At 50.6% G+C, this 25,833-nt stretch carries 23 protein-coding genes and 2 pseudogenes; 13 read left to right on the plus strand and 12 right to left on the minus strand.

Translation table 11 applies throughout. From position 1 onward, the window contains the following. Positions 1-18 precede the first annotated feature (18 nt). A complete protein-coding gene (locus ABV298_RS03935) occupies positions 19-1,704 on the minus strand; it encodes a C45 family autoproteolytic acyltransferase/hydolase (RefSeq protein WP_353720887.1) in 1,686 nt (561 codons plus the stop codon). A 59-nt stretch (positions 1,705-1,763) separates the two neighbouring features. On the opposite strand from ABV298_RS03935, the gene ABV298_RS03940 reads away from it, so the two are divergent. After that, complete coding sequence (locus tag ABV298_RS03940; RefSeq protein ID WP_353720888.1) at positions 1,764-2,390, plus strand: 4'-phosphopantetheinyl transferase superfamily protein; 627 nt, start codon at positions 1,764-1,766, stop codon at positions 2,388-2,390. Between the two features lie 29 nt (positions 2,391-2,419). Next, the gene (locus tag ABV298_RS03945; RefSeq protein ID WP_353720889.1) at positions 2,420-4,897 is read left to right on the plus strand and encodes a PIG-L family deacetylase; all 2,478 of its coding nucleotides are present in this window, start codon (positions 2,420-2,422) and stop codon (positions 4,895-4,897) included. 215 nt (positions 4,898-5,112) lie between these two features. On the opposite strand, the gene ABV298_RS03950 is transcribed toward ABV298_RS03945, so the two are convergent. The 8 genes and pseudogenes from ABV298_RS03950 to sufC form a co-directional block, all read right to left on the minus strand. Then, a complete protein-coding gene (locus ABV298_RS03950) occupies positions 5,113-6,222 on the minus strand; it encodes a VWA domain-containing protein (protein WP_353720890.1) in 1,110 nt (369 codons plus the stop codon). Positions 6,223-6,299: 77 nt separating this feature from the next. Beyond that, positions 6,300-6,728 carry a BrxA/BrxB family bacilliredoxin gene (locus ABV298_RS03955; RefSeq protein ID WP_353720891.1) on the minus strand — a complete coding sequence of 143 codons (429 nt, stop codon included), beginning with the start codon at positions 6,726-6,728 and terminating at the stop codon, positions 6,300-6,302. A 99-nt stretch (positions 6,729-6,827) separates the two neighbouring features. Continuing rightward, positions 6,828-7,140, minus strand: a pseudogene (locus ABV298_RS03960) (SUF system Fe-S cluster assembly protein). A gap of 18 nt (positions 7,141-7,158) precedes the next feature. Beyond that, a pseudogene (locus tag ABV298_RS03965) lies at positions 7,159-7,588 on the minus strand (SufE family protein). Positions 7,589-7,600: 12 nt separating this feature from the next. Continuing rightward, a complete protein-coding gene (locus ABV298_RS03970) occupies positions 7,601-7,978 on the minus strand; it encodes a DUF5618 family protein (protein WP_353720892.1) in 378 nt (125 codons plus the stop codon). Between the two features lie 46 nt (positions 7,979-8,024). Next, on the minus strand, positions 8,025-9,251 hold the full coding sequence (locus ABV298_RS03975; RefSeq protein ID WP_353720893.1) for a cysteine desulfurase: 1,227 nt from the start codon (positions 9,249-9,251) through the stop codon (positions 8,025-8,027). A 92-nt stretch (positions 9,252-9,343) separates the two neighbouring features. After that, complete coding sequence (gene sufD, locus ABV298_RS03980) at positions 9,344-10,663, minus strand: Fe-S cluster assembly protein SufD (protein WP_353720894.1); 1,320 nt, start codon at positions 10,661-10,663, stop codon at positions 9,344-9,346. A gap of 46 nt (positions 10,664-10,709) precedes the next feature. Next, positions 10,710-11,468, minus strand: coding sequence for a Fe-S cluster assembly ATPase SufC (sufC, locus tag ABV298_RS03985; protein ID WP_353720895.1), 759 nt, complete (start codon positions 11,466-11,468; stop codon positions 10,710-10,712). A 256-nt stretch (positions 11,469-11,724) separates the two neighbouring features. On the opposite strand from sufC, the gene ABV298_RS03990 reads away from it, so the two are divergent. Continuing rightward, positions 11,725-13,176, plus strand: coding sequence for an arginine deiminase family protein (locus tag ABV298_RS03990; RefSeq protein ID WP_353720896.1), 1,452 nt, complete (start codon positions 11,725-11,727; stop codon positions 13,174-13,176). A 138-nt stretch (positions 13,177-13,314) separates the two neighbouring features. Then, positions 13,315-14,271: a citrulline utilization hydrolase CtlX gene (ctlX, locus tag ABV298_RS03995; protein ID WP_353720897.1), complete on the plus strand. Its 957-nt coding sequence runs from the start codon at positions 13,315-13,317 to the stop codon at positions 14,269-14,271. A 137-nt stretch (positions 14,272-14,408) separates the two neighbouring features. Here the strand turns inward: ctlX and ABV298_RS04000 are convergent, their stop codons facing one another. Further along, on the minus strand, positions 14,409-14,789 hold the full coding sequence (locus ABV298_RS04000; protein ID WP_353720898.1) for a hypothetical protein: 381 nt from the start codon (positions 14,787-14,789) through the stop codon (positions 14,409-14,411). Between the two features lie 224 nt (positions 14,790-15,013). Here ABV298_RS04000 and ABV298_RS04005 point away from each other — a divergent pair, with 224 nt between their 5' ends. Both ABV298_RS04005 and hemW read left to right on the plus strand, forming a co-directional pair. Beyond that, the gene (locus ABV298_RS04005) at positions 15,014-17,086 is read left to right on the plus strand and encodes a TonB-dependent receptor (protein WP_353720899.1); all 2,073 of its coding nucleotides are present in this window, start codon (positions 15,014-15,016) and stop codon (positions 17,084-17,086) included. After that, the gene (gene hemW / locus ABV298_RS04010) at positions 17,086-18,210 is read left to right on the plus strand and encodes a radical SAM family heme chaperone HemW (protein ID WP_353720900.1); all 1,125 of its coding nucleotides are present in this window, start codon (positions 17,086-17,088) and stop codon (positions 18,208-18,210) included. The genes ABV298_RS04005 and hemW overlap by 1 nt, the downstream gene beginning before the upstream one ends. Positions 18,211-18,253: 43 nt before the next feature. Here hemW and ABV298_RS04015 read toward each other — a convergent pair whose 3' ends face one another. Continuing rightward, positions 18,254-18,673: an OsmC family protein gene (locus tag ABV298_RS04015; protein ID WP_353720901.1), complete on the minus strand. Its 420-nt coding sequence runs from the start codon at positions 18,671-18,673 to the stop codon at positions 18,254-18,256. Between the two features lie 266 nt (positions 18,674-18,939). On the opposite strand from ABV298_RS04015, the gene ABV298_RS04020 reads away from it, so the two are divergent. Then, the gene (locus tag ABV298_RS04020; RefSeq protein WP_353720902.1) at positions 18,940-19,485 is read left to right on the plus strand and encodes a hypothetical protein; all 546 of its coding nucleotides are present in this window, start codon (positions 18,940-18,942) and stop codon (positions 19,483-19,485) included. Between the two features lie 86 nt (positions 19,486-19,571). After that, positions 19,572-20,192 carry a DUF1684 domain-containing protein gene (locus ABV298_RS04025; protein ID WP_353720903.1) on the plus strand — a complete coding sequence of 207 codons (621 nt, stop codon included), beginning with the start codon at positions 19,572-19,574 and terminating at the stop codon, positions 20,190-20,192. A gap of 70 nt (positions 20,193-20,262) precedes the next feature. Here ABV298_RS04025 and ABV298_RS04030 read toward each other — a convergent pair whose 3' ends face one another. Continuing rightward, positions 20,263-20,814 (minus strand): YcxB family protein, encoded by a 552-nt coding sequence (locus ABV298_RS04030; RefSeq protein WP_353720904.1) that lies wholly within the window; start codon positions 20,812-20,814, stop codon positions 20,263-20,265. A gap of 238 nt (positions 20,815-21,052) precedes the next feature. On the opposite strand from ABV298_RS04030, the gene ABV298_RS04035 reads away from it, so the two are divergent. From ABV298_RS04035 to ABV298_RS04055, 5 genes are all read left to right on the plus strand, one after another. After that, positions 21,053-21,829 (plus strand): BatA domain-containing protein, encoded by a 777-nt coding sequence (locus ABV298_RS04035; RefSeq protein ID WP_353720905.1) that lies wholly within the window; start codon positions 21,053-21,055, stop codon positions 21,827-21,829. Continuing rightward, on the plus strand, positions 21,732-23,108 hold the full coding sequence (locus ABV298_RS04040; protein WP_353720906.1) for a hypothetical protein: 1,377 nt from the start codon (positions 21,732-21,734) through the stop codon (positions 23,106-23,108). The genes ABV298_RS04035 and ABV298_RS04040 overlap by 98 nt, the downstream gene beginning before the upstream one ends. Positions 23,109-23,430: 322 nt before the next feature. Then, positions 23,431-24,570, plus strand: coding sequence for a 5-(carboxyamino)imidazole ribonucleotide synthase (locus tag ABV298_RS04045; protein ID WP_353720907.1), 1,140 nt, complete (start codon positions 23,431-23,433; stop codon positions 24,568-24,570). 9 nt (positions 24,571-24,579) lie between these two features. Continuing rightward, positions 24,580-25,071: a 5-(carboxyamino)imidazole ribonucleotide mutase gene (gene purE / locus ABV298_RS04050; RefSeq protein WP_353720908.1), complete on the plus strand. Its 492-nt coding sequence runs from the start codon at positions 24,580-24,582 to the stop codon at positions 25,069-25,071. A 61-nt stretch (positions 25,072-25,132) separates the two neighbouring features. Then, positions 25,133-25,762 (plus strand): LysM peptidoglycan-binding domain-containing protein, encoded by a 630-nt coding sequence (locus ABV298_RS04055; RefSeq protein WP_353720909.1) that lies wholly within the window; start codon positions 25,133-25,135, stop codon positions 25,760-25,762. Positions 25,763-25,833 lie beyond the last annotated feature (71 nt).

The raw sequence follows: 25,833 nt of genomic DNA on the forward strand, positions 1-25,833 counted from the left end.
GAAAAAGCGGAAAATGCATTAATGTTTGCCTTTTTTGCTTTCGGTAATGCGTGCACGGATCGAATTTTCCTCGTTCAATGAAGAAACTTCGTGTTTCAATGCCTCCTCATAATAGCCGATCGCTTTGCTGAAGTTACCTTTCTTTTGATGATACTCGCCGAGAAAAAAATACGGGAGATAACTCGCGGGATTGTTCGCGATAAAGTTTTTCTCATCCAGCGGCGTCAGCGAAAGCGGTGTATCCAGCATCACATATTTAGTGATTTTCTGCTTCATTGACTTAAACGCCCCGAACTTTTTGTAATCCGCCGATTCCAGGAACGGGTCGCGGTCGATATTGAGCGAGTCGAATGAGTCGAAGTTTCCTTTTTGTGCAAAAATGCGGGTTAAATCATACCCCACGAACTCCCCCAGCTGGTAGGGCGGCGCCGAAATCCAGAACTCCTTTCTGGCAGGTTTGAAAACAATACCGTGATGGGCGATCAGCTGGTTGAGCAGCTTGGAATTGCCGTAACCGATGAATTTATCGTCCACACCCTTCTGGTCGCGTAAAATGGCGGCGGCCTGGTCCACATCCATCGGGTAGGAACGGCCCATCAGCTGCGTCATACGGTCGAACCGCGCTTTGGAATCGGTGTCACGGATATTATCGATATTTACCGAATCCTTCACAAATGCATTGCTCTGGTAATGGTTGGCACAAACCAGGTAATCCCTGCCCGGATCGTAGACATCCATTTTCTGGGGCGACTTCTCGATGATCACCGCCTTGTCATCGGCCGCAGAACCGATCAGAAGCGATTCTGAAACGAAGGTTTCGCTTTTCGAGGCGATTTTACGGGCTTCTTCGATAGTGCCGGCATATTGCAGGATCTCCCTTGCCAGAATCGAGATGGGTTCTTTTGCGGCGAAGGGAATATCAGACTTGGAAGCGTTCAAAGTGACGGTAATACCCTTTTCATTAATACCCGACACCACGCCCGTGAGCCCTGCCCAGGCGTAAGAGGCGAATTTGTAGCCTTTATCGGGATTCATGAAAACGATCAGCTTGTCCTCGGCGAACGCGTCGCCCATGTAGAAATCGAAATTACGCGCAATGAGCAATGTGGAATCCCTTGTGAGCGAATGATTAACCGCAAAAGAAGTACAACCTACCATATTCAGGTCCGTGAGCGCGTGGCCGATGTCGTGCGCCGCGTGGTAGTTGAGAATGCGGTAATATTTGGGGCCGATATAATTGAACTGATCGGAAAACGACTGCGAAACGCCGTAAATTTCCTGCTGGTTTTCAAGCGGGATGTATTTGTAAATATCCCTGTTGAACCAGCCCACAAAGCCTTTCAGCACTTGCAGGAACATCGCACTAGGGATCATTTCCCTGATCTGCCCGACAAAATGCACCTCCTGTTTCTCCATCAGCTCCCTGGCCAGAATACCGTAGATCAGTCCCCGTTCGTATGGCGCACCTTCGAGGTACATTTCCCAAATGCCGTGCTTATTCTTCCGCAGCCAGTTGTTGCCTACGCGGTAATGGTCCTCCCCCACTTTCTCACGTTTGTAACTTTCGACAGTTTTAGTACTTTCAAGCTCCGGCTTCGGTACGCGGATACGCCACAGGAACAGCCCGAAAAGTATCCCGAGAACCAGCAGGAAAATGGAAAAAGCTTTGAGCGCGGAACGTAGTACTTTGTTTTTAGGCCACATAAAAATCAGCAATCGGCCACGCAGATCATGCGGCCTTCGGATACCAAAATTAGCAATAAATGGGGATCGTTTCTATAAAAACCGTTTCACCGGTTTCGCAACTGGGACGGTGGCGTATGACCGAACCGTGGGAAGAGCTCCGGGAGATGATCGAAATACCGGCCGGGGAGGCAAAAGCATTCGAATCCGTTATCAAGAATAAGCGGAAGCGCGAATGGCTGGCTTGCAGGATATTACTGAAAGAAATGCTGGGGCGAAATGCGGTAATCGCCTACGACGCAGAGCGCAAGCCGCACCTCGCGGGCCTGAAAATCCAGATATCGATGTCGCATTCGGGCGAGTACGTGTGCGTGTACCTGCATGAACATGCGCCTGTGGGCGTGGATATTCAGCAACTGAAACCTTCCATCTCAAAAGGTGCGTTCTACTTTTTGAACGAAGCCGAAATGCAATGGGCCGATCTTGAAAACAACGTTAGGCTGCATCTGATATGGTCGGCCAAGGAATCGGTTTTCAAATACGCCGGCGACGCTTCGATCGACCTGAAAAAACATATCACGATAAATCATTTTTCAGGCAACCAAAACGGCTTTTTTGAGGTTAACCTGCAAAAAGGCGACAACCAGGAAGTTGTACGGCTTCAATTTGATACATTTGAAGATTATGTACTGACCTGGACCCTTTAACCGGCCCTGTTCAATTACCTTAACCCGTTATGTACCGTTTCTTTACGCTCGTATTCGTACTGCTCGCTACCCGGCTCTTCGCACAAACTCCCGCACTCTCTTCGAGCGAGATCTTTCAGAACATCAAAAAACTCAATGTGTTGGGTTCGGTACTCTACATCGCCGCCCATCCCGACGACGAGAACACGCTGATGCTCTCGTATCTATCCAAAGACCAGCTCGTGCGCACGGGCTATCTCTCGCTCACCCGCGGCGACGGCGGGCAGAATCTCATCGGCTCCGAGCAGGGTTACAACATCGGGGTTATCCGCACACAGGAGTTGCTCGCAGCCCGGCGCATCGATGGCGCGCAACAATTCTTTTCGCGGGCCTATGATTTCGGTTTTTCCAAAACCCGCGACGAGACGCTGAATTTCTGGGACCGCGACAAAGTGCTGGGCGACGTGGTGTGGATGATCCGCAAATTCCAGCCCGACGTGATCATCACCCGCTTCCCGCCCGATCCCCGCGCGGGCCACGGGCACCACCAGACCTCCGCTTATCTCGCCGAGCAGGGCTTTGGCCTGGCCGCGGATCCCAAAGCGTATCCCGATCAGCTGAAATTTGTAAAACCCTGGCAAGCCAGGCGGCTCGTTTGGAATACATTCACGCCGGGTTTCACCAACAAAGCGCCAACCGACGAGAAAAAGCCGTTCATTTCCATTGAAATCGGCGGGTACAATCCGGTATTGGGCAAATCCTACACCGAAATTGCTGCATTGAGCCGCAGCCAGCACCGTAGCCAGGGCTTTGGAAGTGCCCCGCAGCGTGGCGAACGGGTCGACTTCTTCCTTCATAAAGTGGGTACTCCAGCGGAAAAAAGTCTGTTCGACGGTGTCGATGTGACCTGGAAACGGGTTAAAGGCAGCGAAAAAGTACAGGCGCTGATTGCAGCGGCCATTAAAAATTATTCGGTAAACAAGCCGTCGGCTTCCATTCCGGAACTGCTGAAGATCAATACGGAGCTGGCCAGGCTGGATTCGGGCAATATTTATGTTAAAACCAAAAAGGAAGAAGTAAAAGACCTCATCCAGCAATGTGCCGGACTTTGGTTCGAAACCAATCCGAATGACTTTTCCGGCGTGGCCGGTGACGGGGCCCGGATTAATATCAGTGTCGTTAAGCGCTCCGAATACCCCGTAAAACTTGTTTCGTTGCACTGGACAGGCAAATCGGCGGACAGCGTTTTGAACCTTGCATTGAATTCCAATGAGATGAATGCTTTTTCGAAAAGCGTATTACTGCCTGAAAACCTGAAAATCAGCCAGCCGTACTGGCTGGAAAAACCGATCGAGCGCGGTATTTTTCAAATCGACAACCAACAGGATATCGGTTATCCAGAAAACCGGCCGGAAACGAAAACCAGCTACAAGTTTGAAATCGGCGGTCAGGAATTCGTATTCGAAAAGCCGTGGGTATACAAATTCGTAGACCCGGCGGAAGGCGAGATTTACCGGCCGTTCGAGATCCGCCCGCTTGTAACGACGACTATCAGCGAGCCGGTCTTCATATTTCCTTCCATGGAGGCCAAAACGGTCAACATCGTTGTGGAAGCGCAGCGCAACAATGTAAAAGGCGTTTTAAAACCCGAAATTCCCGTTGGATGGAAGTCGGTTCCGGAATCTGCGGAGTTCAATCTGGCTAATAAATACCAGCAGCAATATTTCTCGTTCATCATTACACCTCCCGCCGGGAATCAGGAGGCGGTGATCAAAGCGGTAGCGATGGTGGATGGAAAAAGCTACGACAAATCGGTCAGGACCATCGCCTACCAGCATATTCCAAGCCAGACTATCTTCCCGGAATCAACCTCTAAACTCGCTAAAATCGACGTCACGACCACTGCCAAAAATATCGGTTACATTGCGGGTGCAGGCGACGACGTGCCTGCCGCGTTGCGCCAGATGGATTGCCAGGTAACTATGTTGAGCGAAGCAGGACTTTCCAAGGACTTGAATGTTTACGACGCGATCGTAGTCGGCGTACGTGCGTACAACACGGAGGCATACCTGAACAATTACCAGGCCAAATTGATGGATTATGTCAAGAACGGCGGCACGATGGTCGTTCAATACACGATTCCGGGCGGCCAGAAAGTAAAGGAAATCGGCCCCTATCCTATCGAGCTGGGACGCGAGAGAGTTACGGAAGAAGATGCGGAAATGCGATTTTTACAACCAGAGAACCCCATTTTAAATTTCCCTAATAAAATTACCCGAAAGGATTTCGAAGGCTGGATACAGGAACGCGGTTTGTATTTCGCCCAGGATTGGGACAAAAAGAACTACGTAGCGCTGTTCTCGGCGAATGATAAAGGGGAAAGCGCCAAGGAAGGCAGCACGCTTTACGCGCAATATGGCAAGGGACATTATATATACACCGGCCTGTCGTTTTTCCGCGAGCTGCCTGCAGGCGTAACCGGCGCTTACCGCTTGTTTGCGAATATGATCTCGGTCGGCACGAAATAGCGAATATGGATGCCCGGCGGGTTGGATGTGGTCAGGTTTCGTCAGGTATTGTTTAGTGTGGTCAAGTATATTGAGAATATACGACTACGCCTGACGACACTTGACTATTCTTGACTATACATGACCACACCTGACTATTCTTGACTATACATGACCACACCTGACTATTCTTGACCACCTAACAAAACCTGACTATTTTACCATGAGGCCAAGCTTTACTTCACGTTCTTTCGTCTGTTCCGTTGAAAATCTTCCAGTACAAAGCCGCCTAGTCCCTGCAAATTGCTGTAATAGGCCCGGCCGTTATTGACCTGCGTAAAGTTCTGAACAAATTGTTTCAGATAAGGGTCGGTGGCGATCATAAAAGTCGTGACCGGAATATCCAGCCTGCGGCACTGCGCAGCCAGGGTCAGCGTCTTGTTGATAATCTTGCGATCGAGGCCGAAGCTGTTTTTATAATATCTGATACCTTCTTTCAGGCAAGTCGGCTTGCCGTCGGTGATCATGAAGATCTGCTTATTCCGCGTCTTTTTGCGGCGCAGGATGTCCATCGCCAATTCCAGTCCGGCGACGGTATTGGTATGATAAGGGCCTACTTCCAGGTACGGCAAGTCTTTCAACTGAATCTGCCAGGCGTCATTCCCGAAAACGATAATGTCCAGCGAATCCTTCGGGTACTTGGTTCTGATGAGCTCCGCCAGCGCTAGCGCTACTTTCTTGGCCGGCGTAATACGGTCCTCGCCATACAGAATCATCGAGTGGCTGATATCGATCATTACCACGGTCGCGGTGGTAGTCTTTTGCTCCCGTTCCACTACTTCCAGGTCGTTTTCCATCAACATAAAATCCCCGATCCCGTGGTTGACCTGCGCATTCCTGATGGATTCGGTCATCGAAATCTGGTCGAGCGTATCGCCAAACTGGAAATCGCGGATGTCGCTGGTGAGTTCGTCGCCCACGCCCAGGTGCGGCGTATGATGGTTACCGCCGGATTTTGACCTTTTCAGTTTTCCGAAAATCTCGTCCAAAGCACTTTTACGGATGCTTTTCTCGGCTTTGGGCGTCATAATGAGCCTGCTTTCACCTTCCTGCTTTTCCTCGGTAACGTAGCCTTTCTTTTTAAGGTCTTCGAAAAAATCGCCGATCCCGTAGGAATCGTTGGTAAGGTTATACTGGCGGTCGAGCTGGCTCAACCACGACATCGCCTCGGAGACGTCACCGGACGTCATCAACAGCAATTGCTGAAAAATATCAAAAAGCTGCTCGAATTTGCTGTTCGGCCCTTGCTCGGGCGGAATGTATTTGGTGAAACGATGTCCTCGCATATTGGCAGGTATTGAAAACAGACGGCTACTTTCAAATGTAATCGAAAGTAGCCGTCCGGGGTTAAAAAAATTTCGAATTATGCCTCTTCGGTGCAGAATTCTTCGAAAGCCATTTTCAAATGCTCTGCGATCATCTGTGCCGAACGGCCTTCGATGTGATGGCGCTCCACGAAATGGATCAGCTCTCCGTCTTTGAACAGCGCTACCGCCGGTGACGACGGAGGATATGGCAATGTGTATTCGCGCATTCTGGCCGTAGCTTCCAGGTCCGCACCGGCGAATACCGTCGCAAGATGGTCGGGCTTCACTTCGCTGCCAGCCAATGCCGCTCTCACGCCCGGACGCGCAGCACCAGCCGCACAGCCACATACCGAATTAATCACAACCAAAGCGGTTCCTTTGGCATTTTTCATGAAGTTGTCGACTTCCTCTGCGGTTGTCAGATCCTGAAAACCGGCGTCTACCAGCTCGGCCTTCATCGGAGCCACTAATTGTGGTGGATACATAATATGTTAATGTTTAAAAGTTGTTGTTACTTATTTGTACTTCGGCTATCGAAATTGTTAAAAAAGCTGACAGCCGAAAGCCGACGGCCGAAGTTCTCCCTACATGAACCCGAGTTCCAGTTTGGCTTCCTCGGACATCATTTCTGTTGAATAAGGCGGATCAAAAGTCAATTCGACGCTCACATCATTCACACCTTCCACCTCGCGGATTTTTTTGCTCCACTTCTCCCGGCAGCGTTCCAGCGGACGGGCATGAAGGCGAAGTCAGCGTCATCGACACGAACACGTTATTGATCGGAAATACTTTCAGATCATAAATCAATCCCAGTTCATACACATCCACTGGTATTTCCGGGTCGTAAACCGTCTTAATGGCCTTGATAACTTCTTCTTTCAGTTCTGACTCTGACATCGCAAGTCTTGTTAATAGTTATGCATTCACCGATTTGGCCTGGAAGGCGAAACCATACGCTTTCATTTGTTTGAGCATCGCCGCCAATCCATTCGACCGCGTTTGTGCCAGATGCTGGTGCAGGCCGATTTTTTCCATGAAATACACGTCTGCTTTCGCAATCTCTTCGGGTGTATGGCCCGAAAGTACCTTCACCAGCATGCTCACCAGCCCGCGCACGATAATCGCGTCGCTGTCCGCCTCAAATTTCAGAAGGTCGCCGTCCATATAGGCATTCAGCCACACCCGGGATTGGCAACCTTTGATAATATTTTCTTCGGTCTTGTATTGCTCTTCCAATGGGGGGGAACTGCTTTCCGAGGTCGATAATGAACTCGTATTTGCTCTCCCAGTCATCAAACAATTCGAAATCCGAAATTAGTTCGTCCTGTATTTCGTTTATGGTCATCGTAAATTCGATTTAAGCTACCGCGGTGCGGCTTTCGACCCAGTTGATAAGCTCTTCCGCTTCCTCTAAACCCTCTTTTGAAATAATTACATTTCGTTCACCATCGTAAGCCATCGACAGGTGGAGAATGTTATAGATAGAATTAAACACGTCCAGGGCCTTCCGATCTATTTTGCGGAGATTCTCCTGATACCATTCCGCACTTTTTCTTCCCTTTTTTGCTCCAATAAGAACATCCAGTGCAATCAAAACACCAGAATATGCGGCATGTCCGGCCAGCTTGACATACTTCTTGTCCTGGTAATACTTCCCTTCCTTCCTGGCCTTGTCCCTCAGTAATTCTTTTGCATTGTCAAGGTATCTCCTTGCTTCCTGTACTGAATTCTCCATAATGCGTATATAGTTTAAAATGAATCAATGCCAGTAATTTAAAAAATTATCCCAACATCCGCTTCACCTTATGAAGCCCCTGAACGAGCCGGTCGATCTCCTCGGTTGTATTGTAAACAGCAAACGACGCACGCGAGGTTCCGGTGATGTTGAAGCGGTTCATCAACGGCTGGGTGCAGTGGTGCCCCGTGCGGACGGCGATACCCTGCTGATCGAGCAGGACGCCGATATCCTGGTGATGAATGCCGTCGATTACAAAGGACAGCACGCTGACTTTATTCTTCGCCCGGCCGATGATTCTCAATCCTTCTACCTCTTTCACAGCTTCGGTTGCGTATTCAAGCAATTCGTGCTCGTATGCCGCGATATTAAGCTTACCGAGGCTATCGACATAATCCAGCGCAAATCTGGCCGCTACCACATCGGCGATGTTAGGCGTACCGGCCTCGAACTTGTAAGGCAGCTCGTTATAGGTCGTTTTGGCAAAAGTAACTTCCTTGATCATCTCGCCGCCACCGCGGTAAGGAGGCATCGCATTGAGCAAATCGCGCTTGCCGTAGAGAATGCCCATTCCGGTAGGACCGTAGATTTTATGCAGCGAAAGCGAATAGAAGTCACAATCCAGGTCCTGCACATCGATTTCAATGTGCGAGCTGGCCTGCGCGCCGTCGATGAGCACCTTCGCGCCTACCGCGTGGGCTTTCGCGATGATTTCCTTGACGGGGTTGATGGTGCCCAGCGAGTTGGAAACGTGTACTACGGAGACGAATTTGGTCCTTTCGGTGAGCAATTTTTCGTACTCGTCCATCAGCAGCTCGCCGTCGTCGTTGATCGGGATCACTTTCAGGATACAGCCTTTTTCCTCGCAAAGCATTTGCCAGGGCACGATATTGGAATGGTGCTCCATGGTCGAAATGATTATCTCGTCGCCTTCTTTCAGAAATTTCCGGCCGTAGGTGGATGCCACCAGGTTGATACCGTCGGTAGTTCCATATGTAAAAATGATCTCCTCCGAATGCCCCGCATTCAGAAAGGCCTGCAAACGTTTCCTCGACTGCTCGAACGCAGATGTAGCTTTTTCCGCTAAATAGTGGATCCCGCGGTGGATATTGGCATTATAATGCTCATAGTAACCCGACAGCGCGTCCAGTACCAGCCGTGGCTTCTGGGTCGTTGCCGCGTTATCGAAATAGACGAGTTGTTTGCCATTCACGACTTCATTCAAAATCGGGAAGTCGTTCCGGATGGATGAGATATTGAGATTGTGGCTCATAGTAATTCGTCATTTAAGAAAAATACCCAACCCCAAAAATGGCGGCTGGGTACCAGGAAATGTATTAATCGGGGCCATCAGGCCCACAAAAGCTATTTCGATGCCAGTTTCCGGGTAATCACGTTTTCCAGATATTCGCGAACAGAGTCGATCTTGATCTGTGAAACCACATCGGCACAGAACGCGAACATCAAAAGCGACATCGCTTCCGGCTCTGAAATTCCGCGTGAGCGCATATAAAACAACGCTTCTTCGTCGATTTGCCCGGTGGTGGTGCCGTGGGAGCACTTCACGTCGTCGGCGAAAATTTCCAGCTGCGGTTTGGTGTTCATCGTCGCATCGGGCGACAGTACGATGTTTTTACACGACTGGAATGCATTGGTTTTCTGCGCATCCGGACGAACGAAGATCTTCCCATTGAAAACCCCCTTCGATTTATCCCGCAAAATACCTTTATATAGCTCGTTGCTTTCCGAATTCGGCTTCTGGTGGTCCGCAACAGTATGGTTGTCAACATGCTGTGAGCCGTGCGGAAAGTACAAGCCGTACATATGCGCGTCGCAATACTCGCCGTCCAACACAATATTCAGGTTGTTGCGCGTAAATTTACCGTTCAGTGTAACGGTACCCGCGTAGAAATGCGAGCGGTCGAGCATACGTACCTGGGTGGTGCCGATGTGATAAGCGTTGTCGCTCTCGTTCTGCACTTTATAGTATTGCACATTAGCCTCTTCGGCCACGTGTATCTCGGTCACCGTGTTGGTAAACGAACGCTGATCGCCCAATGTCCTGAATGCCTCGGCCAGTTTTACATGCGAATTCTTACCGACCGAAATGATATTCCGGGGCTGGCTACCAACATTCTGCCGGCGCGCATCGCTCACAAAGCGAAGGATAACAGGATGCTCCACGGATTGGTTATCAGGAATATGGATAAACACACCATCCTGTGTAAATGCGGTATTCAGCGCGGTGAACGCATCCTCGGCATCTTTTGTCAGCTCGTTGAAATAGGATGAAACTTTGGCAGGGTCGTTCTTATAAGCGTCTGCAAGCGAGCTGATTGTAATTTTTCCAACCGGGGAAATGATTGTCGATAAACCGGCGTCGTAACGGCCGTTGACAAAGTACAGGATATTCGCCTCCTGCTTGGGCACTTTCAGGTCTTCGAGTTCGGCCAGGCCGATGGAACTCTCCGCGTTAAAATCGTAGGAAACGCTGATCAGATCCCTTACGTTGCTATATTTCCACTCCTCGTGCTTGATCGTCGGGAAACCTAACCGCTCGAAACGGGCCAGCCCTGCGCGTTTTTTCTGGTGAAACTCCGAAGAAGCCTCGCCATTCAGGACAGCTTCGCGGGCGTGAAAATCCGTGATCAGCCTGGTTTTTAAATCTATTGTCTCGGTACTCATCGATATTTGGGTATGGTGTTGGGTTAAGTTTGAAATGGATTTTCGCTTAACCTACCGCTTCTACTTCCGCCTTGATCCAGTCGTAACCTTTTTCTTCCAGTTCCAGGGCAAGTTCTTTCGGGCCTGACTTGACGATGCGGCCTTTGTACAAAACGTGTACGTAATCCGGCACGATGTAATCCAGAAGGCGCTGATAGTGCGTCACGACGATCGTCGAACGTTCCGGCGACCGTAGCGAGTTAACCCCCTCAGCCACAATGCGCAACGCATCGATATCCAGTCCCGAATCGGTTTCGTCCAGGATTGCCAGCTTCGGTTCGAGCACGGCCATCTGGAACACCTCGTTGCGTTTTTTCTCTCCACCCGAGAATCCTTCGTTCAATGCACGTTTGAGCAGGGAATCGTTCATGCTCACGAGCTTGGCTTTCTCGCGTACCATTTTCAGGAACTGCGCGGCGTCCAGCGGGCTTTCACCTTTATATTTACGGATTTCGTTAACCGCTGTTTTCAGAAAGTTGATAGTCGTAACACCCGGAATTTCGACCGGATATTGGAATGCGAGGAAAATACCTTCCGCAGCCCGCTCTTCCGGGGCCAGTTCCAGAATTTCCTTTCCTTCAAAAATTACATTTCCACCAGTAACCTCGTACTCTTCCCTTCCCGCCAATACCGATGCCAAAGTACTTTTACCGGAACCATTGGGCCCCATAATCGCATGCACTTCACCCGGCTTGACTTCCAGATTGATGCCTTTTAATATTTCCTTACCTTCAATGGAGGCACGCAAGTCATTAATAGAGAGCATAACTGATTTATACTTAAAAGATAGTTCGTGGTAATTTCCCGCAAAAGTAATACGCAAACGGCGTAAATGAAAATGAGCGTCAGAGTCTTAAATAGCGGGCCATCCATTTTGTACAACCTTTTTACGTGGCAGGATGTTCCCGCAACGCAGATATTTATACCTTAAACGGTCAGAGAATAAACGGGTTGAAGAAGACCCGGTTTTTAATTCGCCGGGAAACATTTACTTTGCGCCCTACGTTCCAAACACTTCATTTATGGCTATCAATCAAGCCCACGGGCATTCGATCCATGTATCGTCTGAAACCGGCACCCTCAAACGGCTACTCATCCATAGTCCCGACCGCGGCCTGGGCAAAGTTGTTCCCAGCAAAGCGCAGGACTGGCTTTTCGAGGATATCGTGCACCTGGACACGATGCGCAGGAAGGAATATGATTTTTATGTAAAACTCCTTTTATACTTTCTCGACCCCCACAAGATCAAGGGCAGGCTCTCCGAGATCGACGACGACCCTACCCGCTCGTTCTTTATTCCGGGCACCGAAAACTACTTCGCTTCCGACTGCGTGGTGGATATCCAAAGATTGCTGGGCGAAATACTGGAAGACGAAAGCACACGCATTAAGCTAACCTCGGCCATTTGCGGTATCGAACGGTGCTCCTACCAGATCCAGGAGGAATTGGGCACTTTCGACCCGCACGAACTGGCCCGCATATTCATTTCAGGCTCCTGCTCCGACAAACGGATGCTCTTCGCTCCCCTGCCCAATCTGATTTTCACCCGGGACATCGGCATTGTGATCAACGACCATATCCTGCTCAACAAACCGGCCAAAACGGCCCGCACACGCGAATCGATACTGGCTCAGTTTGTTTTCTTTTACCACCCGATGTTTGCCCATGTCAGGCAAAACGTCATTGAAATACCCGAAAACGAACGCCATTTCCTGCTTCCCGACGACGAGAAAGCCAGCGATTACCACCGCTGCACACTGGAAGGCGGCGATGTAATGATGGTCGCGCCGGGGCATTTACTGATCGGGTGCAGCGAACGGACGTCCATTTACGCGGCGCAGCAGGTGATGAAGATTTTGTTCGATAAAAATGTAGTTGGGAAAATCACGATCATCAAAATCCCTAAAAGGCGGGATTACATGCATATCGACACGATTTTTACACAGGTTAAAAAAGATGTGTGGGTGCTGCTGGGCGCGCTTGCCCGCGTAGGCGACGAGGCCAGGAAAAAGGATGTGCTGCATTTCTTCGCACCGGTAGACGTAAACAAGGAGTTCCGGATTCTGCAGTTCGAAAAAGGCAGGGAACAGCAGCCAAGGGAAATCGAAAACCTGGAAGATCTCCTGACCGAAATCAGCAGAAACGACCTGGGCGTCACCGGGCCTGTCCGCTTCATTTATTCGGGGGGAAACGAGTTTCCGTACGGCGAACGTGAACAATGGACCGACTCCTGCAATCTGCTCGCATTACGCGACGGTGTGGTGATCGGCTATGATCGTAACGACAAAACGCTCGAAGCGTTCAAAAAGGAAGGGTTCCGGGTAATCAGCGCAAAAAGGCTGTTGGAAAAGTTCGAACATAACATGCTGGCACCTGAAGACGTCACCGATACCTTTATCACGCTGCCGTCCGCCGAGCTTTCCCGCGCACGCGGCGGCTCGCATTGTATGAGCATGCCCCTGCTTCGCGGATAGCCGTTTTCCGGGCCTTGGCTCGCGAGCGGCCAGGTTAATTTTAATATTGTAATCGATCCGTTTGAATCGTAAATTGCACTAGGGACAACCATCCTCAGTTTTTGAAAAGATCCGATAATACCTTTTACCATTACTCCTATGCGCGTCATCACTTCATCCGCTCAAATCCAGCCGCAATCCACCTCACGGATCATGATGATCAGGCCGGTTCGGTTCGGTTTCAATGAGGAAACCGCCGGAAGCAACGAGTTTCAGCAGGAGTCGTTCGCGCAGCAAACCCGCGACACCGCCCAGCAGGCAGCCCGGGAAGAGTTCGACCTGATGATCGACCAGCTCCAAAAAGCCGGTGTGGAATTGCATATTTTCGACGATACCGACGAAGTGGACCGTCCCGACGCCGTCTTTTCCAACAACTGGGTTTCTTTCCATCAGAGCGGGAAAGTGGTTTTGTATCCGATGATGGCCGAAAACCGCAGGCTCGAACGCCGTCGTGACATTATCGATGCGCTGGCCAGGGATTTCAAGGTGGAGGAAATCATTGACCTGACCCATTTCGAACAACAAGGCAAATTCCTGGAAGGCACCGGCAGCATGGTTTTCGACCGGCGCTACAAGATCGCCTATGCCTGCCTCTCCCCGCGTACGCACCGGGAGGTCCTCGATGCGTTTGCGGATGCATTGGGCTACGAAATAATCGCATTTTCGGCCTCCGACGAGCACGGAAAGCCTATTTACCATACCAATGTGCTGATGTGCGTCGGCGATATCTTCGCGGTGGTTTGCCTGGAAGCCATCAAAGATCCCGACGAGCGCCTCATGGTGAGGTCGGTCCTGGAAGAGACCCACAAAGACGTAATCGAAATATCGCTCGAACAAATGCGGCATTTCGCAGGCAATATGCTGATGGTAAGAAACAAGAAAGCCGACAAATTCCTCGTGATGTCCACCCAGGCCTACGAATCGCTGACTCCCCGGCAAAAAGACCGGCTCGACGACTACGCCCGTCTGCTCCATACCGACCTTTCGGTGATCGAAGGCAACGGTGGCGGTTCGGCCCGATGCATGATGACGGAACTTCATTTACCCGTCAGGTAACAAAAAAATGCTCCGAAACCCGGAGCATTTTTCTTATTCCATAACCCTCATTAAATTATTAGTCGTTGAGATCGGCTTTTGCTTTGGCGATTTTTTCTTTGGTATTGGCCTTAAACTCGTCCCACTTATCTGCGGTTTCATTCTGGGCTCTCTTCCAGGAAGCCTGCAGTTCTTCTTTTTCGGCGTTCAGCTCTTTTTTTACGTTCGCGCCATTTGGCTTTCTCCTTTTCGGTAGCCTTTTCCATTTTGGCGTCGACTTCCTCGATTTTGCGGTCGAGCTTTCCGATCGCGTCGTCGATATCTTTCTTCAATTCGTCCTTATCGGCCTTCACTTTGGCTTGAAAATCCTCCCCTGCTTCCTTGATATCGGCTTTGGCATCGGCCACATTTTCGTCCATATCGTTTTTGGCTTCCTCTACCGTCTCCTTTGCGGAGTCTTTGGTTTTGTCTGAACAGCTGGTCAGCGAAAGTGTGCCGGCCAGCAATATCGAAGCAACAATCCAGGTGATCTTTTTCATGTTTCCGGGTATTAAGGTTTGTTTCAGTTATTGTCTGTTACAGAGCAAAAATCTTACCAGTGTTCCAGGGGCGTCCGGGCCTGTTTTTTGTAGAAAATTCTTCTCACGACGGCCGAAGTCGTTGAACTTCGCATCAGACTACCCGGTTTAACCGGGTGGGGCGTGTTGAAACTCTTCGCTTTTATGACCAGCTTTGTATTTTATTGCTATACTTCCTGAACCTTATGCTCAAAATCTCTATCACCGGTCTTTTTGCCGCTTTCGTTATTCTCAATCATACGAAGCCCGCGTTTGCCCAAAACGACTCGCTTGGCACGCGTGAGTTGCATGAAGTCACCGTGCACGCATTCGAATCCGAAAAAGACCCGCTTACCACGACCGCCACCGTCGGAATGCTCAGTCCGCGTTCGTTGGGCCGCTTTTCCAATTACACCTGGGCCAATGCCGTCAATACCATTCCGGGCGTGCGGATGGAAGAACGTTCCCCGGGAAGCTACCGGTTTTCGGTCCGCGGAAGTTTGATCAGGTCGCCTTTCGGGGTACGAAATGTAAAATTCTACTGGAACGGCATTCCGTTTACCGACGCAAGCGGCAATACGCCGCTGAACTCGCTCGATTACGGGGCTATTCAAAGCATGGAAGTAATCAAGGGACCGGGCAGCAGCATTTATGGGGCGGGTACCGGCGGTGTAGTGCTCATGCAGAGCCGTCCGGACAATGTTTACCAGAACAGGGCCGAACAGAGTGTGAGTTTTGGCAAATATGGCTTCCAAAGCCGGAATTCAACCTTGCAGATCGGCGGGATATCCATTCAATACGGCCATAGCGAGCAGGACGGCTACCGCGACCACAGCGCCATGGCCCGGGACGCGATCCGCTTTACTTCAACCTCGGGCATAGGCGAAAAAGGTGCATTGTCCCTGCTGGGGATGTATTCGGATTTATACTATCAGACACCGGGCGGGATTACATTGGCCCAATATCAGAATAATCCCAGATTGGCCCGCCAGTCGACGCCAACCGTTCCCGGCAGCGAGGCGCAACGAGCGGCTATTTATACCAAAATGGCATTGCTGGGCGGCAATTACGTGCTGCCATTATCCGAAAGCTGGACCCAATCCACCGCATTGTACCTCACATTCACTGATTTCGCCAACCCGTTTATTTCCAATTTCGAGAAACGCGACGAAAACGGTATCGGAGGCCGGAATATCTGGCAAAACAAGGCGGATTGGGGCAACGTCAAAACCAACTGGACCAGCGGTTTCGAATGGCAATACGGAAAATCGGCGCAACGGAATTACGATAACAAAGGTGGAGTGGCCGACAAGCAGCAAACCGTCGAAGACATCCGCACAACCAATCTCTCCGTTTTCAGCCAGCTGGAAGCAACTTTGCTCACAGATCTGACTTTAAGCGCGGGTTTAAGCTACAACAGTTCGAAATACAAATACGAACGCTATTTCCCCCTGCCGTACAATGAGGACCAAAAGACCTTCGACGGCATATTCGTTCCCCGTTTTGCCGCTAATAAGGTGATCGCCGGCAACTGGTCGGTTACGGCCTCGTTCAGCGGCGGTTTTTCGCCGCCTACCTTGCAGGAAGTGCGGCCGTCGGCGGGCGGCTTCCGGAAAGACCTGGAAGCGGAAAAAGGTAATAATACCGAAATCGGAATCCGCAAAGCCGGGAAGGTTATTTCCGGGGAAATCAGCCTGTATCATTTCGGCCTTCGCGACGCCATTGTGCGCAGGCTCGACGAAGCGGGCGCGGAATATTTTGTGAATGCCGGCAAGACCAGACAACGTGGCGTCGAATGGAACATCGCCTGGGACATTCTTTCGAATCCGCAGCTGCCGGTGATGCTGAAACTCTGGAATACCGGCACCTATACCAAATATAGCTACGAAGAATTCCGGCAGGCCGATGCGGACCTGAGCGGGAAACTCATACCCGGCATTCCGCGTTTCTCTCAATCGACGGGCCTCGATGTGCTGCTCAAATACGGCATTTCCGCATTCCTGACTTATCAGCATGGCGATTCATTTTATCTTAACGATGTAAATACCGCCAAAAACACTGCCTACAACCAATGGACGGCGCGTGTAAGCTGGAAGAAAAGCTGGGGGCAACATTTTTACAGCGAAGTGTCGGCATCGGCCGAGAAGGTCAACGCCGGGATTTATAGCCTGGGTTATGACCTGAATGCATTCGGCAACCGCTATTACAACGGCGCTCCGAAAAACAACCTCTGGGCCGGCGTGAAGATCGGCTGGGAGTGGCAGAAAAACTCGAAATAATGCATTTATACATCCATATCCCCTTTTGCAAACAGGCTTGCCATTATTGCGATTTCCATTTCAGCACCAATACAGCTCAAAAACGCGCTATCGTAGAGGCAATTGCGCGGGAAATCGTGCTACGGAAGGCCTATTTGCCAACGGGGGACTTGGAAACCATCTACTTCGGCGGCGGCACGCCCTCGATGCTCGACGAGCAGGAACTGCATTTGCTGCTCGACACCATCCATGCGCATTTCGACGTAGCGCCCGATGCTGAAATCACCCTGGAAGCCAACCCCGACGACCTGAATGCGGCTTCTCTCCGGATGTTTGCCGAGGCGGGTATCAACAGGCTGAGCATCGGCATCCAATCGTTCCACGAGCCGCATTTGCGCTTCATGAACCGGGCGCATTCCGCATCGGAAGCCGAACAATGTGTGAAACTCGCCCGACAGGCCGGTGTCGATAATATTTCCATTGACCTGATTTACGCCATTCCCTCGGAAAGCCATGACATTCTTTTTAATGATCTGGCGAAGGCTTTTACGCTGAATATTGCCCATATTTCGGCCTATTGCCTCACGATCGAGCCGCAGACTGCATTTGGAAGCTGGTTGAAAAAGAAGAAAATCCAGCCGATCGAGGAAGAGTATGCGGCGCAGCAATTTGAAATACTCGTGAAATCCCTGGCGGCAAATGGTTATGAACAATACGAAATCTCGAATTTCGCGCGCGACGGCCGTTACAGCCGCCATAACAGCTCTTACTGGAAGCAACATCCCTACCTGGGCGCGGGCCCGAGCGCGCACTCGTACAACGGCGCGAGCCGCGAATACAATGTTTCCAGCAATGCCAGATACTTGGAAGCGATCCAAAAGGGCATCGTTCCGGCAACCGTAGAAACACTTACCCGTGCAGACCAAACCAACGAATACCTGCTAACCGGCCTGCGAACCAAATGGGGAGTTGAATTACAAAAACTGGAAAGGCTCTCCGCCGGTGCATTCGCGCTCCAAGCGGCCGATGAACTGGCCAGGATGACCCGGAAAGGCTGGATCAGGGAGGATTCGGGGATATTGCTGCTTACCGAAGCCGGCAAGCTCTTCGCCGACCGCATCGCAAGCGATCTCTTTATCGACTAAAACCGGTTCGCCGGACTCTCGCCGGGCAAACCGGTTTATCGGATTACACCAGCTCGGCGTTCAGCGTGATTTCCGCGTTCAGCAGCTGGGAAATCGGGCATTCCTTCTTCGCTTTGTCGGCAACCTGGGCAAATTGCTCCGCGCTGATACCGGGCACCTGTGCTTTCAGGTCGATCGCGCTTTTTACAACCTGGCCTTTGGCCGGATCGAGGGAAACGGTAGCGGTGGCATTCAGCTCGTCGGCGGTGAACCCGGCCGCATTCAGTTCAAAGCTCAGTTTCATGGCGAAACATCCGGCGTGTGCGGCGGCAATCAACTCTTCGGGGTTGGTGCCTTTGCCTTCCGCAAAGCGGGTATTGAAAGAGTACTGGGTGTTTTCCAGAACTGTGCTCTGCGTGCTGATCGTACCTGTACCTTCTTTGCCGGTACCTTTCCAGATGGCTGTTGCTTTACGGTTAATCATCGTTGTTCCTTTTAATGTTAGTTGATTCTTAAAAGCGTTGTTTCGGGAAAAGTAGCATGCCTTTGCTATCTACGCAAATGATTTTACGATTAATCGTACAATAATGTGTTAGCGGTCTCAGTTCCAGTGTATGCCCGCCCGAATGCGTGGAACGGCATTTTTTAGTTAATAAAGGTTAACGCCCGATCCGGATTTAAACTTTATAATTGCATCATTATCTAATCACAAATTTTTAACAGATTTCTCATTTTAATTACTCGCAAGTCATGAACAGAAAACTCTTGCCCCTGCTGTTACTCGCTATTGCCGCAATATTTCAAGGTTGCGAAGGCCCGAAAGGGGACCCGGGCCCCAAAGGAGATCCGGGAGATTCATATGTGGGACAAACCTTCGATATCATCAACGTGGATTTCACCGCCGGCAACAAATATTCCTATACACTCAATTTCGACCAGCAAAAGATCGAAGTCCTGCCGTCCGACGCCGTGCTCGTTTACGTGTACTGGAACGACGCGGGAGGCTTGAAAGCATACCGCCCGTTGCCTCAGACTGCATTTCTCACCAATCCCAACGGTATAGTCACCTACAATTTCGACAGAACCGACGATGATATGATGATTTTCATGGACGGCAATGTGAACCTGGCCAATGTAGCTACCGACTGGACCCACGGCTTCGAATTCCGCGTGGTGGTCATTCCGTCCGATTTCCTGCAGCGCACCAACGCAGAAGTGGACCTGAACAGCTACGAATCCGTTGTGAAGGCATTCAATATCGACGAGTCGAAAGTGAAGAAAATTTCGGCCAGGTAATCAAAAAGTTCCCGACAGCTTGGGTTTCTGGAATATTTTTTATAAAATCCGGTAAAAATTACCGGATTTCTTTTTTTCCCTGACGTATGAAAATTGTTTGCAGCACACTCTTTACCCTTCTGGTCGCGGCGTTTGGATCACAAGCACAAACTTTTACCGAAGAGACGAATCAGTACCGAAACAAATACAAGGAAGAATTCCTGCATTCCGAGAATTCCCCTCTCAAAGCGGCCGATCTACCCTACCTGCAGTTCTACGAACCCGATTCCAGCTACCGCGTCGAAGCACGTTTTGAGAAGGTGAAAGGGAAATCTTTTGAAATGCCCACTTACAGCGGAATGAATAAAACTTACGTCAAATACGGGGTTTTGAAATTCAAGGTCAACGGGCGCAGGCAGAAACTGACGGTTTACCGGAGCCTTAGCCTGCAACAACTGGCCAAGTACAAGGACTATCTGTTTGTCCCTTTTAAAGATAAAACCAACGGCTCGGAAACCTACGGTGGCGGCCGTTATCTCGATCTTAAAACGACCGACCTGAAAGATGGTACCTGCCTGCTCGACTTCAACAAGGCCTATAATCCTTATTGCGCATACAGCACCGGCTACAACTGTCCGATCCCGCCGATTGACAACCACCTGGCTATTGCGATAGCCGCCGGGGAAAAGAATTTTACCAAACACCAGCACGAGGCCAGCATTAAATAACGAGAGTACCTGCCAACAGAAACGCCCGGCCGTGTTGCACAGCCGGGCGTTTCTGCAAATGCATTTGAAATTAACCTTTCAATATTTCCTTTTGCTTCAAAATCCGTTCGAAAACCTTAATATCGTGCTCGGACGTAAAGATGGAGAACGGCAAATGCAGAAATTGCCCTTTCGAAATAACGAGCACATAAGCGTCCTTGTCCTTGTAACCTTCCAGGATCTGCTCCCACTTCATTACGCTTCCTTCCTTCTGGTTAAGCTTCATGATGATCTGGCGGTTGTCGATCTCGTAAGAGAACTTCTCGAACATCGGCTTGTACTGGGCAAGTTGCGTGATGCCTGTAAACTGGATCAGCCAGAACAAAATGTACAGGACAACGCCCACTAAAACAGTAATGTAAATCCAGAGGTTGGGATAAACGCCGGTGAGGTTGATCACCGCGTTAATCAGGATAATGGCCAGTGGGATAAGCCCCCATTTGAGCTGCGTTTTGAAAAAATAACGCATGGCCAACGAAATGTATTTTTGGGTAGGTAAGGCGTACTTCTTGGTGCGAACCGCAGCCGGGTTCGTAGGCATTTGATAGACGGGCTGGTGCTTGTTTACCGAAACTTTGGCCATAACTCTCTTTAAATTAACGATCTTTCCGTCCCGCCACGCCCTGCCTGAACAGGGCCGTCGCAAAACGAAGTGCAAAGTTAGAAAAAAGCATCCGAGATATGAGAAAGGTCTGTAAATAAAAAACAGTTAGGAGAAATTGGTGTAATTTGTCTTTACTAACTGCGTTGATCATTTGAAAAGTGCCTTTTTGAGGCCATATTCGGCAACTGATCACTGACACAAGACTTACCAGAGCTACATGAGTTTTCTTTTTCCGTCCTTCCTGTGGGGTTTGCTGGCAATATCGGTTCCTATTGCCGTACACATTTTCAATTTCAGGCGGACGAAAAGGGTCTACTTTACCAATGTCGCCTTCTTGAAGGCCGTCGAAACGCAAACGAAATCCATCCGGCAAATCAAGCATTGGCTCGTGATGGCCGCCAGGATCCTCGCGATTGCCTGCCTGGCATTCGCCTTCTCGCAACCGTTCATTCCCGCAGAAAGCAACGTAGCCGTCGACAGGCGGGGCATTACCAGCCTTTATCTCGACAATTCGCTGAGCATGGAGAGCGAGCTGAATAATAAACGTTACCTCGATATCGCCACGGGCCGGCTCGGCGATTTGCTAGGGCTGTTCAAAAATGCGACGTCGCTTCAACTCGTCACCAACGATTTTTCCGCTCAGGAACAGGGCCTCTACCCCGCCGAAAAGCTCCGTGACCGGCTGACCACCATCGGGCTCTCCGGCACGCCCCGCACACTCGAACAGGTTTATAAACGCCAGGAGAACCTCATAGCCCGGCATTCGCAATCGGGGAAAAATCAACTTTTCTGGTTTTCCGACTTCCAGAAAAGCACCGCCGGCGACCTTTCCGCGATTCAACCCGATTCCACCAACCAGATCTTTCTGGTACCGGTGCAGGCCGAAGCCGAGAAGAATGTATTTGTGGATTCCGCCTGGCTTAATACGCCATTTATCCGCGAGCTTCCAGAACAATATCCTCTTTGTAAAAGTCAGCAACTCCGGCAACCGTGAAGCACGGAATGTAGTGCTGCGGCTGAGTCTCGACAATACGCAGGCCTCGACGGCGTCCGTCACAGTTCCAGCGAATGGCAGCGCAACCGCGAAATTCAACTTCAACCTGAAAGGAAAGGGCTACAAAAAAGGCCAGATCACCTTCGACGACTTTCCGGTCACATTCGATAACGATTACTACTTCGTGCTCAATGCCTCGCCGCTCATACGTGTGCTGCACGTGTACGGGCAAAAGCCGGAAGGCAATTATATCGGGAATGTTTATGCCAACGACAGTCTTTTTACACTCCAGAGTTACAGCGCCCAGAATGTGGACCCCGGCCTGATCAAAAATTCGGACCTGGTCGTCCTGGAAGGCGTTACGCAGCTTTCGGGCACATTACCCCAGGATTTGCAGGATTTTGTCCGGCAGGGCGGCAGCCTGGCCGTGATACCACCCGGCGTACCGCCTGTCGACAGCTATGCCCGCTTTTTGAGCGGGTTGGGGATCAACGGCTTGACGTCCGAAAAAGCCCAGTCGCCATTACCGCTGGCTGTCCCCGACCGTAACAACCCCTTTTTCAGCGATGTTTTCGAAGAATCGATGCGGCAGGAAATGAACCTGAACCTGCCGGGCGCATCACCGGTATGGAGCTGGGCCAATGCGGGGCAGTCGCTGCTGGCGCTTCGTAACGGACAAACCTACCTGAACCAGGCATTGTCGGGTTCGGGCAAAACATATTTATTCGCCGCCCCATTGGATCAGGAACATGGCAATGTGGCGCAACACGCCATTTTTGTGCCGGTGATGTACAAAATCGCGGCATCGAGTGTCCGCCAGCAACGCACTTCCTATACTTTCGACGAAAACCCGATCAGTCTCACGGTCGATAAGCCGAAACCGAATTCAGTTTACAAACTTCGGCGCAACAAAACGGAGATCATTCCCGTGCAGCGGATCGCCGGTAACCAGCTCCTGCTGGAAATCCCGCAGGGCGACCAGGCTGGCGACAACCTCACAGCAGGCTATTTCGAACTTGTGCTCGATAATAAAACCGAGCAAATCGTGGCCCTCAATCACAATCACGCCGAATCCAGACTTCAATACTACTCCCCCGATGAACTGCGCGCGGCATTTTCCGGCAAAAAGAACGTGCAGGTTTTCGACCGCATCGACGACGACGCCTTCTCCACCGCGTTCCAGCAGCAAAATATGGGGACTAACCTCTGGAAATTCTTTTTGTACGGGGCGCTGTTCTTCCTACTGGCCGAGATCGGGTTGATCAGATTTATGAAATAGCGGCTGTCAGGCGAGGTGGTTAATTGTCAAGTTTAGTCAGGGGGCAGGCGTAGTCAAGTGTAGTCAAGGGTTGTCAGGTGTAGTCAAGTGCTGTCAGGTGTAGTCAGGAATAGTTGGGAATTGTCAGGATGGCTATTTATTTATTAGACTATTGGAGATTCCCCTTTTCTGTGACTAGCCCTCACAACTCCGTTTAACACTTGCCATACCTGACAACTCATGACCACACCTGACATCCGAACCCCATAACCGACATTTGCCAAACATTCCTTTTTTCTAACCTGTTTTTAAACCAATTTTGCGGGAAAATATCATTCAATAAATGCTTTCATCCCGAATTGGAATTCTGGGCGGCGGGCAACTGGGGCTGATGCTCCTGCAAGCGGCCGTCGACTGGAACCTAGATATCCACGTACTCGATCCCGACGCCGAAGCGCCGTGTCGGAAAATAGCGCCCCACTTTACCCAGGGCTCGCTGCAAGACTTCGACACCGTCTACAATTTTGGTAAAAATCTCGACGTCATTACCATCGAAATCGAAAAGGTAAACGTAGAGGCGCTCGAAGCGCTTGAAAAAGAGGGAAAAAAGGTTTACCCGCAACCTTCGGTGATCCGGCAGATACAGGACAAGCGCATTCAAAAGCAATTTTACGCTGACAAGCAGCTTCCTACCGCGGAATTTATATTGACCGAAAACCGGCAGGATGTCTCAAACTACATTTCGTTCCTGCCGGCATTCCATAAGCTCGGCAAAGATGGTTATGACGGTCGCGGCGTGCAGCGCCTGAGCTCCGCGGACGATCTCGGCAAGGCATTCGATAAACCGGGACTGCTCGAAAAGGCGGTACCATTCGAAAAAGAACTCGCGGTGATCGTGGCACGGAACACGAATGGCGAAACGGAGACTTTTCCAACTGTGGAAATGGTGTTCCATCCCGAACATAATCTGGTCGAGTACCTGTTTTCACCAGCGGAAATCAGCGAAGAAGTGAATGCGAAAGCGCAGGAAATTGCGCGAAAAACGGCCGAAGCGTTCCAGATCGTCGGTTTGCTGGCGGTGGAATTGTTCCTTACTCCCGATGGAGAAGTGCTGATCAACGAAGTGGCGCCAAGACCGCACAATAGCGGCCACCATACGATTCGCGCCAATGCGACTTCGCAATACGAACAGCATTGGAGAGCAATTTTGAACCTCCCGCTCGGCAGCACGCAAGCTTACGGGCCCTCGGCGATGGTGAATCTGCTCGGCGAGGACGGCTATGAAGGTCCCGCGGTTTACGAAGGCATGGAAAAATTACTCGCGACGCCGGAAGTGTTCCCATTCCTTTACTGGAAAGCAGTTACCAAACCTTTCCGCAAAATGGGCCATATCACAATCATGGACTCGGATATCGCCTCGCTGAAAGCCAAGGCCGATTTTGTCAGGAAAAACATTAAAGTAATCAGTCACAAAACAAAGTAACACATACCGATGGTAGGGATTATCATGGGCAGCCTTTCCGACAGGAAGGTAATGCAGCTGGCCGCAGACGCATTGACGGAGCTCGGCGTTTCATATGAAATGGAGATCGTATCCGCACACCGCACACCCGAGCGCATGCTCGAATACGCGGCGTCCGCGCGTAGCCGCGGACTGCAGGTGATCATAGCGGGCGCGGGCGGAGCGGCTCATTTGCCGGGCATGGTAGCGTCGCTAACCTCCCTGCCGGTAATCGGGGTGCCTGTCCTGTCGAGCAACTCGATCGACGGCTGGGACTCAGTACTCTCGATCCTGCAAATGCCCGCGGGCGTTCCGGTTGCGACCGTCGCACTCGATGGCGCGAGAAATGCGGGGATTCTGGCCGCCCAGATCATCGGGGCCAGCAATGCAGACGTGGCAAAAAGGCTCGATGCGTTCAAAGAAAGCCTGAAAGAGAAAGTGGCGGCGATGAATGAGGAATTGAAAAATCAACTTGGAAACTAGGTTGTCTTTATTATTTTCGTAGAAAATTAACTCCACTAAAAAAATAGAATCCGGCCAGGTTATGGAAGACGAATTCCCGAAGAAAAGAAATATCCGTCCCACTGAAAAGTCGAATCTGCCGATCGTCACATTGCTGGTGCTGGTATTACTCGTGCTGGCGATGCTTTATGTCGGTTACGAATATATTTCCGACAGCTCGTCCAGCTCGGAGGAATTAACCTCGGTGGTCGTCGATTCGACAGTCGAAGAAACCGCGACCGAGCCAATTACCGATGAACCGGCCCCTTCAGGCGAGCCAGTTGAAGAAACCGGGCCGGAACCGGCAAAAGAAAAGACAGAGGAACCGAAAGAGGCGGAAAAGCCCGTTGTTTCGGCTTCGTCGATCGGTGGTGAGCAAATAACCCATACCGTTCAGAGCGGTGAAACGTTTTCGAGCATTGCCTCGCGCTACAACCTTAAAACGGAAACTTTAAAGAGTCTGAACCCTTCGGTGTCGGACATCAAAGCGGGGGTTACGAAACTGAAAGTACAGGTTAAGGCTGTCCACACGGTAGGTCCGGGCGATGTGCTTCGGGTGGTTGCCGGGAAATACGGTATTACCAAAGAAGCATTGATGAAAGCGAACGGCAAAACCCGCGACTTTTCCGAAAGAGGCGAAAAGCTGATCATCCCGTTCCCCGACAAGAAATAGCATTTTGTGTCGTTTCACATGAAGAATCCCGGAGCCGAAAGCCCCGGGATTTTCTTTTTGCACTGATGAAG

It is taken from the genome of Dyadobacter sp. 676 (assembly GCF_040448675.1).
GTDB lineage: Bacteria > Bacteroidota > Bacteroidia > Cytophagales > Spirosomataceae > Dyadobacter.

Bases quoted from the DNA above. Each gene is read 5' to 3' on its own strand.
- ABV298_RS04000 (WP_353720898.1), bottom strand. From the start codon at position 14,789: ATGAAAAAGATCACCTGGATTGTTGCTTCGATATTGCTGGCCGGCACA.
- ABV298_RS04030 (WP_353720904.1), bottom strand. From the start codon at position 20,814: ATGGCCAAAGTTTCGGTAAACAAGCACCAGCCCGTCTATCAAATGCCT.
- ABV298_RS03970 (WP_353720892.1), bottom strand. From the start codon at position 7,978: ATGGAGAATTCAGTACAGGAAGCAAGGAGATACCTTGACAATGCAAAA.
- ABV298_RS04040 (WP_353720906.1), top strand. From the start codon at position 21,732: ATGTATTTGTGGATTCCGCCTGGCTTAATACGCCATTTATCCGCGAGC.
- purE (WP_353720908.1), top strand. From the start codon at position 24,580: ATGGTAGGGATTATCATGGGCAGCCTTTCCGACAGGAAGGTAATGCAG.
- ABV298_RS03940 (WP_353720888.1), top strand. From the start codon at position 1,764: ATGGGGATCGTTTCTATAAAAACCGTTTCACCGGTTTCGCAACTGGGA.
- ABV298_RS03935 (WP_353720887.1), bottom strand. From the start codon at position 1,704: ATGTGGCCTAAAAACAAAGTACTACGTTCCGCGCTCAAAGCTTTTTCC.
- ABV298_RS04005 (WP_353720899.1), top strand. From the start codon at position 15,014: ATGCTCAAAATCTCTATCACCGGTCTTTTTGCCGCTTTCGTTATTCTC.
- ABV298_RS04020 (WP_353720902.1), top strand. From the start codon at position 18,940: ATGAACAGAAAACTCTTGCCCCTGCTGTTACTCGCTATTGCCGCAATA.
- ABV298_RS04045 (WP_353720907.1), top strand. From the start codon at position 23,431: ATGCTTTCATCCCGAATTGGAATTCTGGGCGGCGGGCAACTGGGGCTG.
- hemW (WP_353720900.1), top strand. From the start codon at position 17,086: ATGCATTTATACATCCATATCCCCTTTTGCAAACAGGCTTGCCATTAT.
- sufC (WP_353720895.1), bottom strand. From the start codon at position 11,468: ATGCTCTCTATTAATGACTTGCGTGCCTCCATTGAAGGTAAGGAAATA.
- ABV298_RS04055 (WP_353720909.1), top strand. From the start codon at position 25,133: ATGGAAGACGAATTCCCGAAGAAAAGAAATATCCGTCCCACTGAAAAG.
- ABV298_RS04035 (WP_353720905.1), top strand. From the start codon at position 21,053: ATGAGTTTTCTTTTTCCGTCCTTCCTGTGGGGTTTGCTGGCAATATCG.
- ABV298_RS03975 (WP_353720893.1), bottom strand. From the start codon at position 9,251: ATGAGCCACAATCTCAATATCTCATCCATCCGGAACGACTTCCCGATT.
- ABV298_RS03950 (WP_353720890.1), bottom strand. From the start codon at position 6,222: ATGCGAGGACATCGTTTCACCAAATACATTCCGCCCGAGCAAGGGCCG.
- ABV298_RS04025 (WP_353720903.1), top strand. From the start codon at position 19,572: ATGAAAATTGTTTGCAGCACACTCTTTACCCTTCTGGTCGCGGCGTTT.
- ABV298_RS03990 (WP_353720896.1), top strand. From the start codon at position 11,725: ATGGCTATCAATCAAGCCCACGGGCATTCGATCCATGTATCGTCTGAA.
- sufD (WP_353720894.1), bottom strand. From the start codon at position 10,663: ATGAGTACCGAGACAATAGATTTAAAAACCAGGCTGATCACGGATTTT.
- ABV298_RS04015 (WP_353720901.1), bottom strand. From the start codon at position 18,673: ATGATTAACCGTAAAGCAACAGCCATCTGGAAAGGTACCGGCAAAGAA.
- ABV298_RS03955 (WP_353720891.1), bottom strand. From the start codon at position 6,728: ATGTATCCACCACAATTAGTGGCTCCGATGAAGGCCGAGCTGGTAGAC.
- ctlX (WP_353720897.1), top strand. From the start codon at position 13,315: ATGCGCGTCATCACTTCATCCGCTCAAATCCAGCCGCAATCCACCTCA.
- ABV298_RS03945 (WP_353720889.1), top strand. From the start codon at position 2,420: ATGTACCGTTTCTTTACGCTCGTATTCGTACTGCTCGCTACCCGGCTC.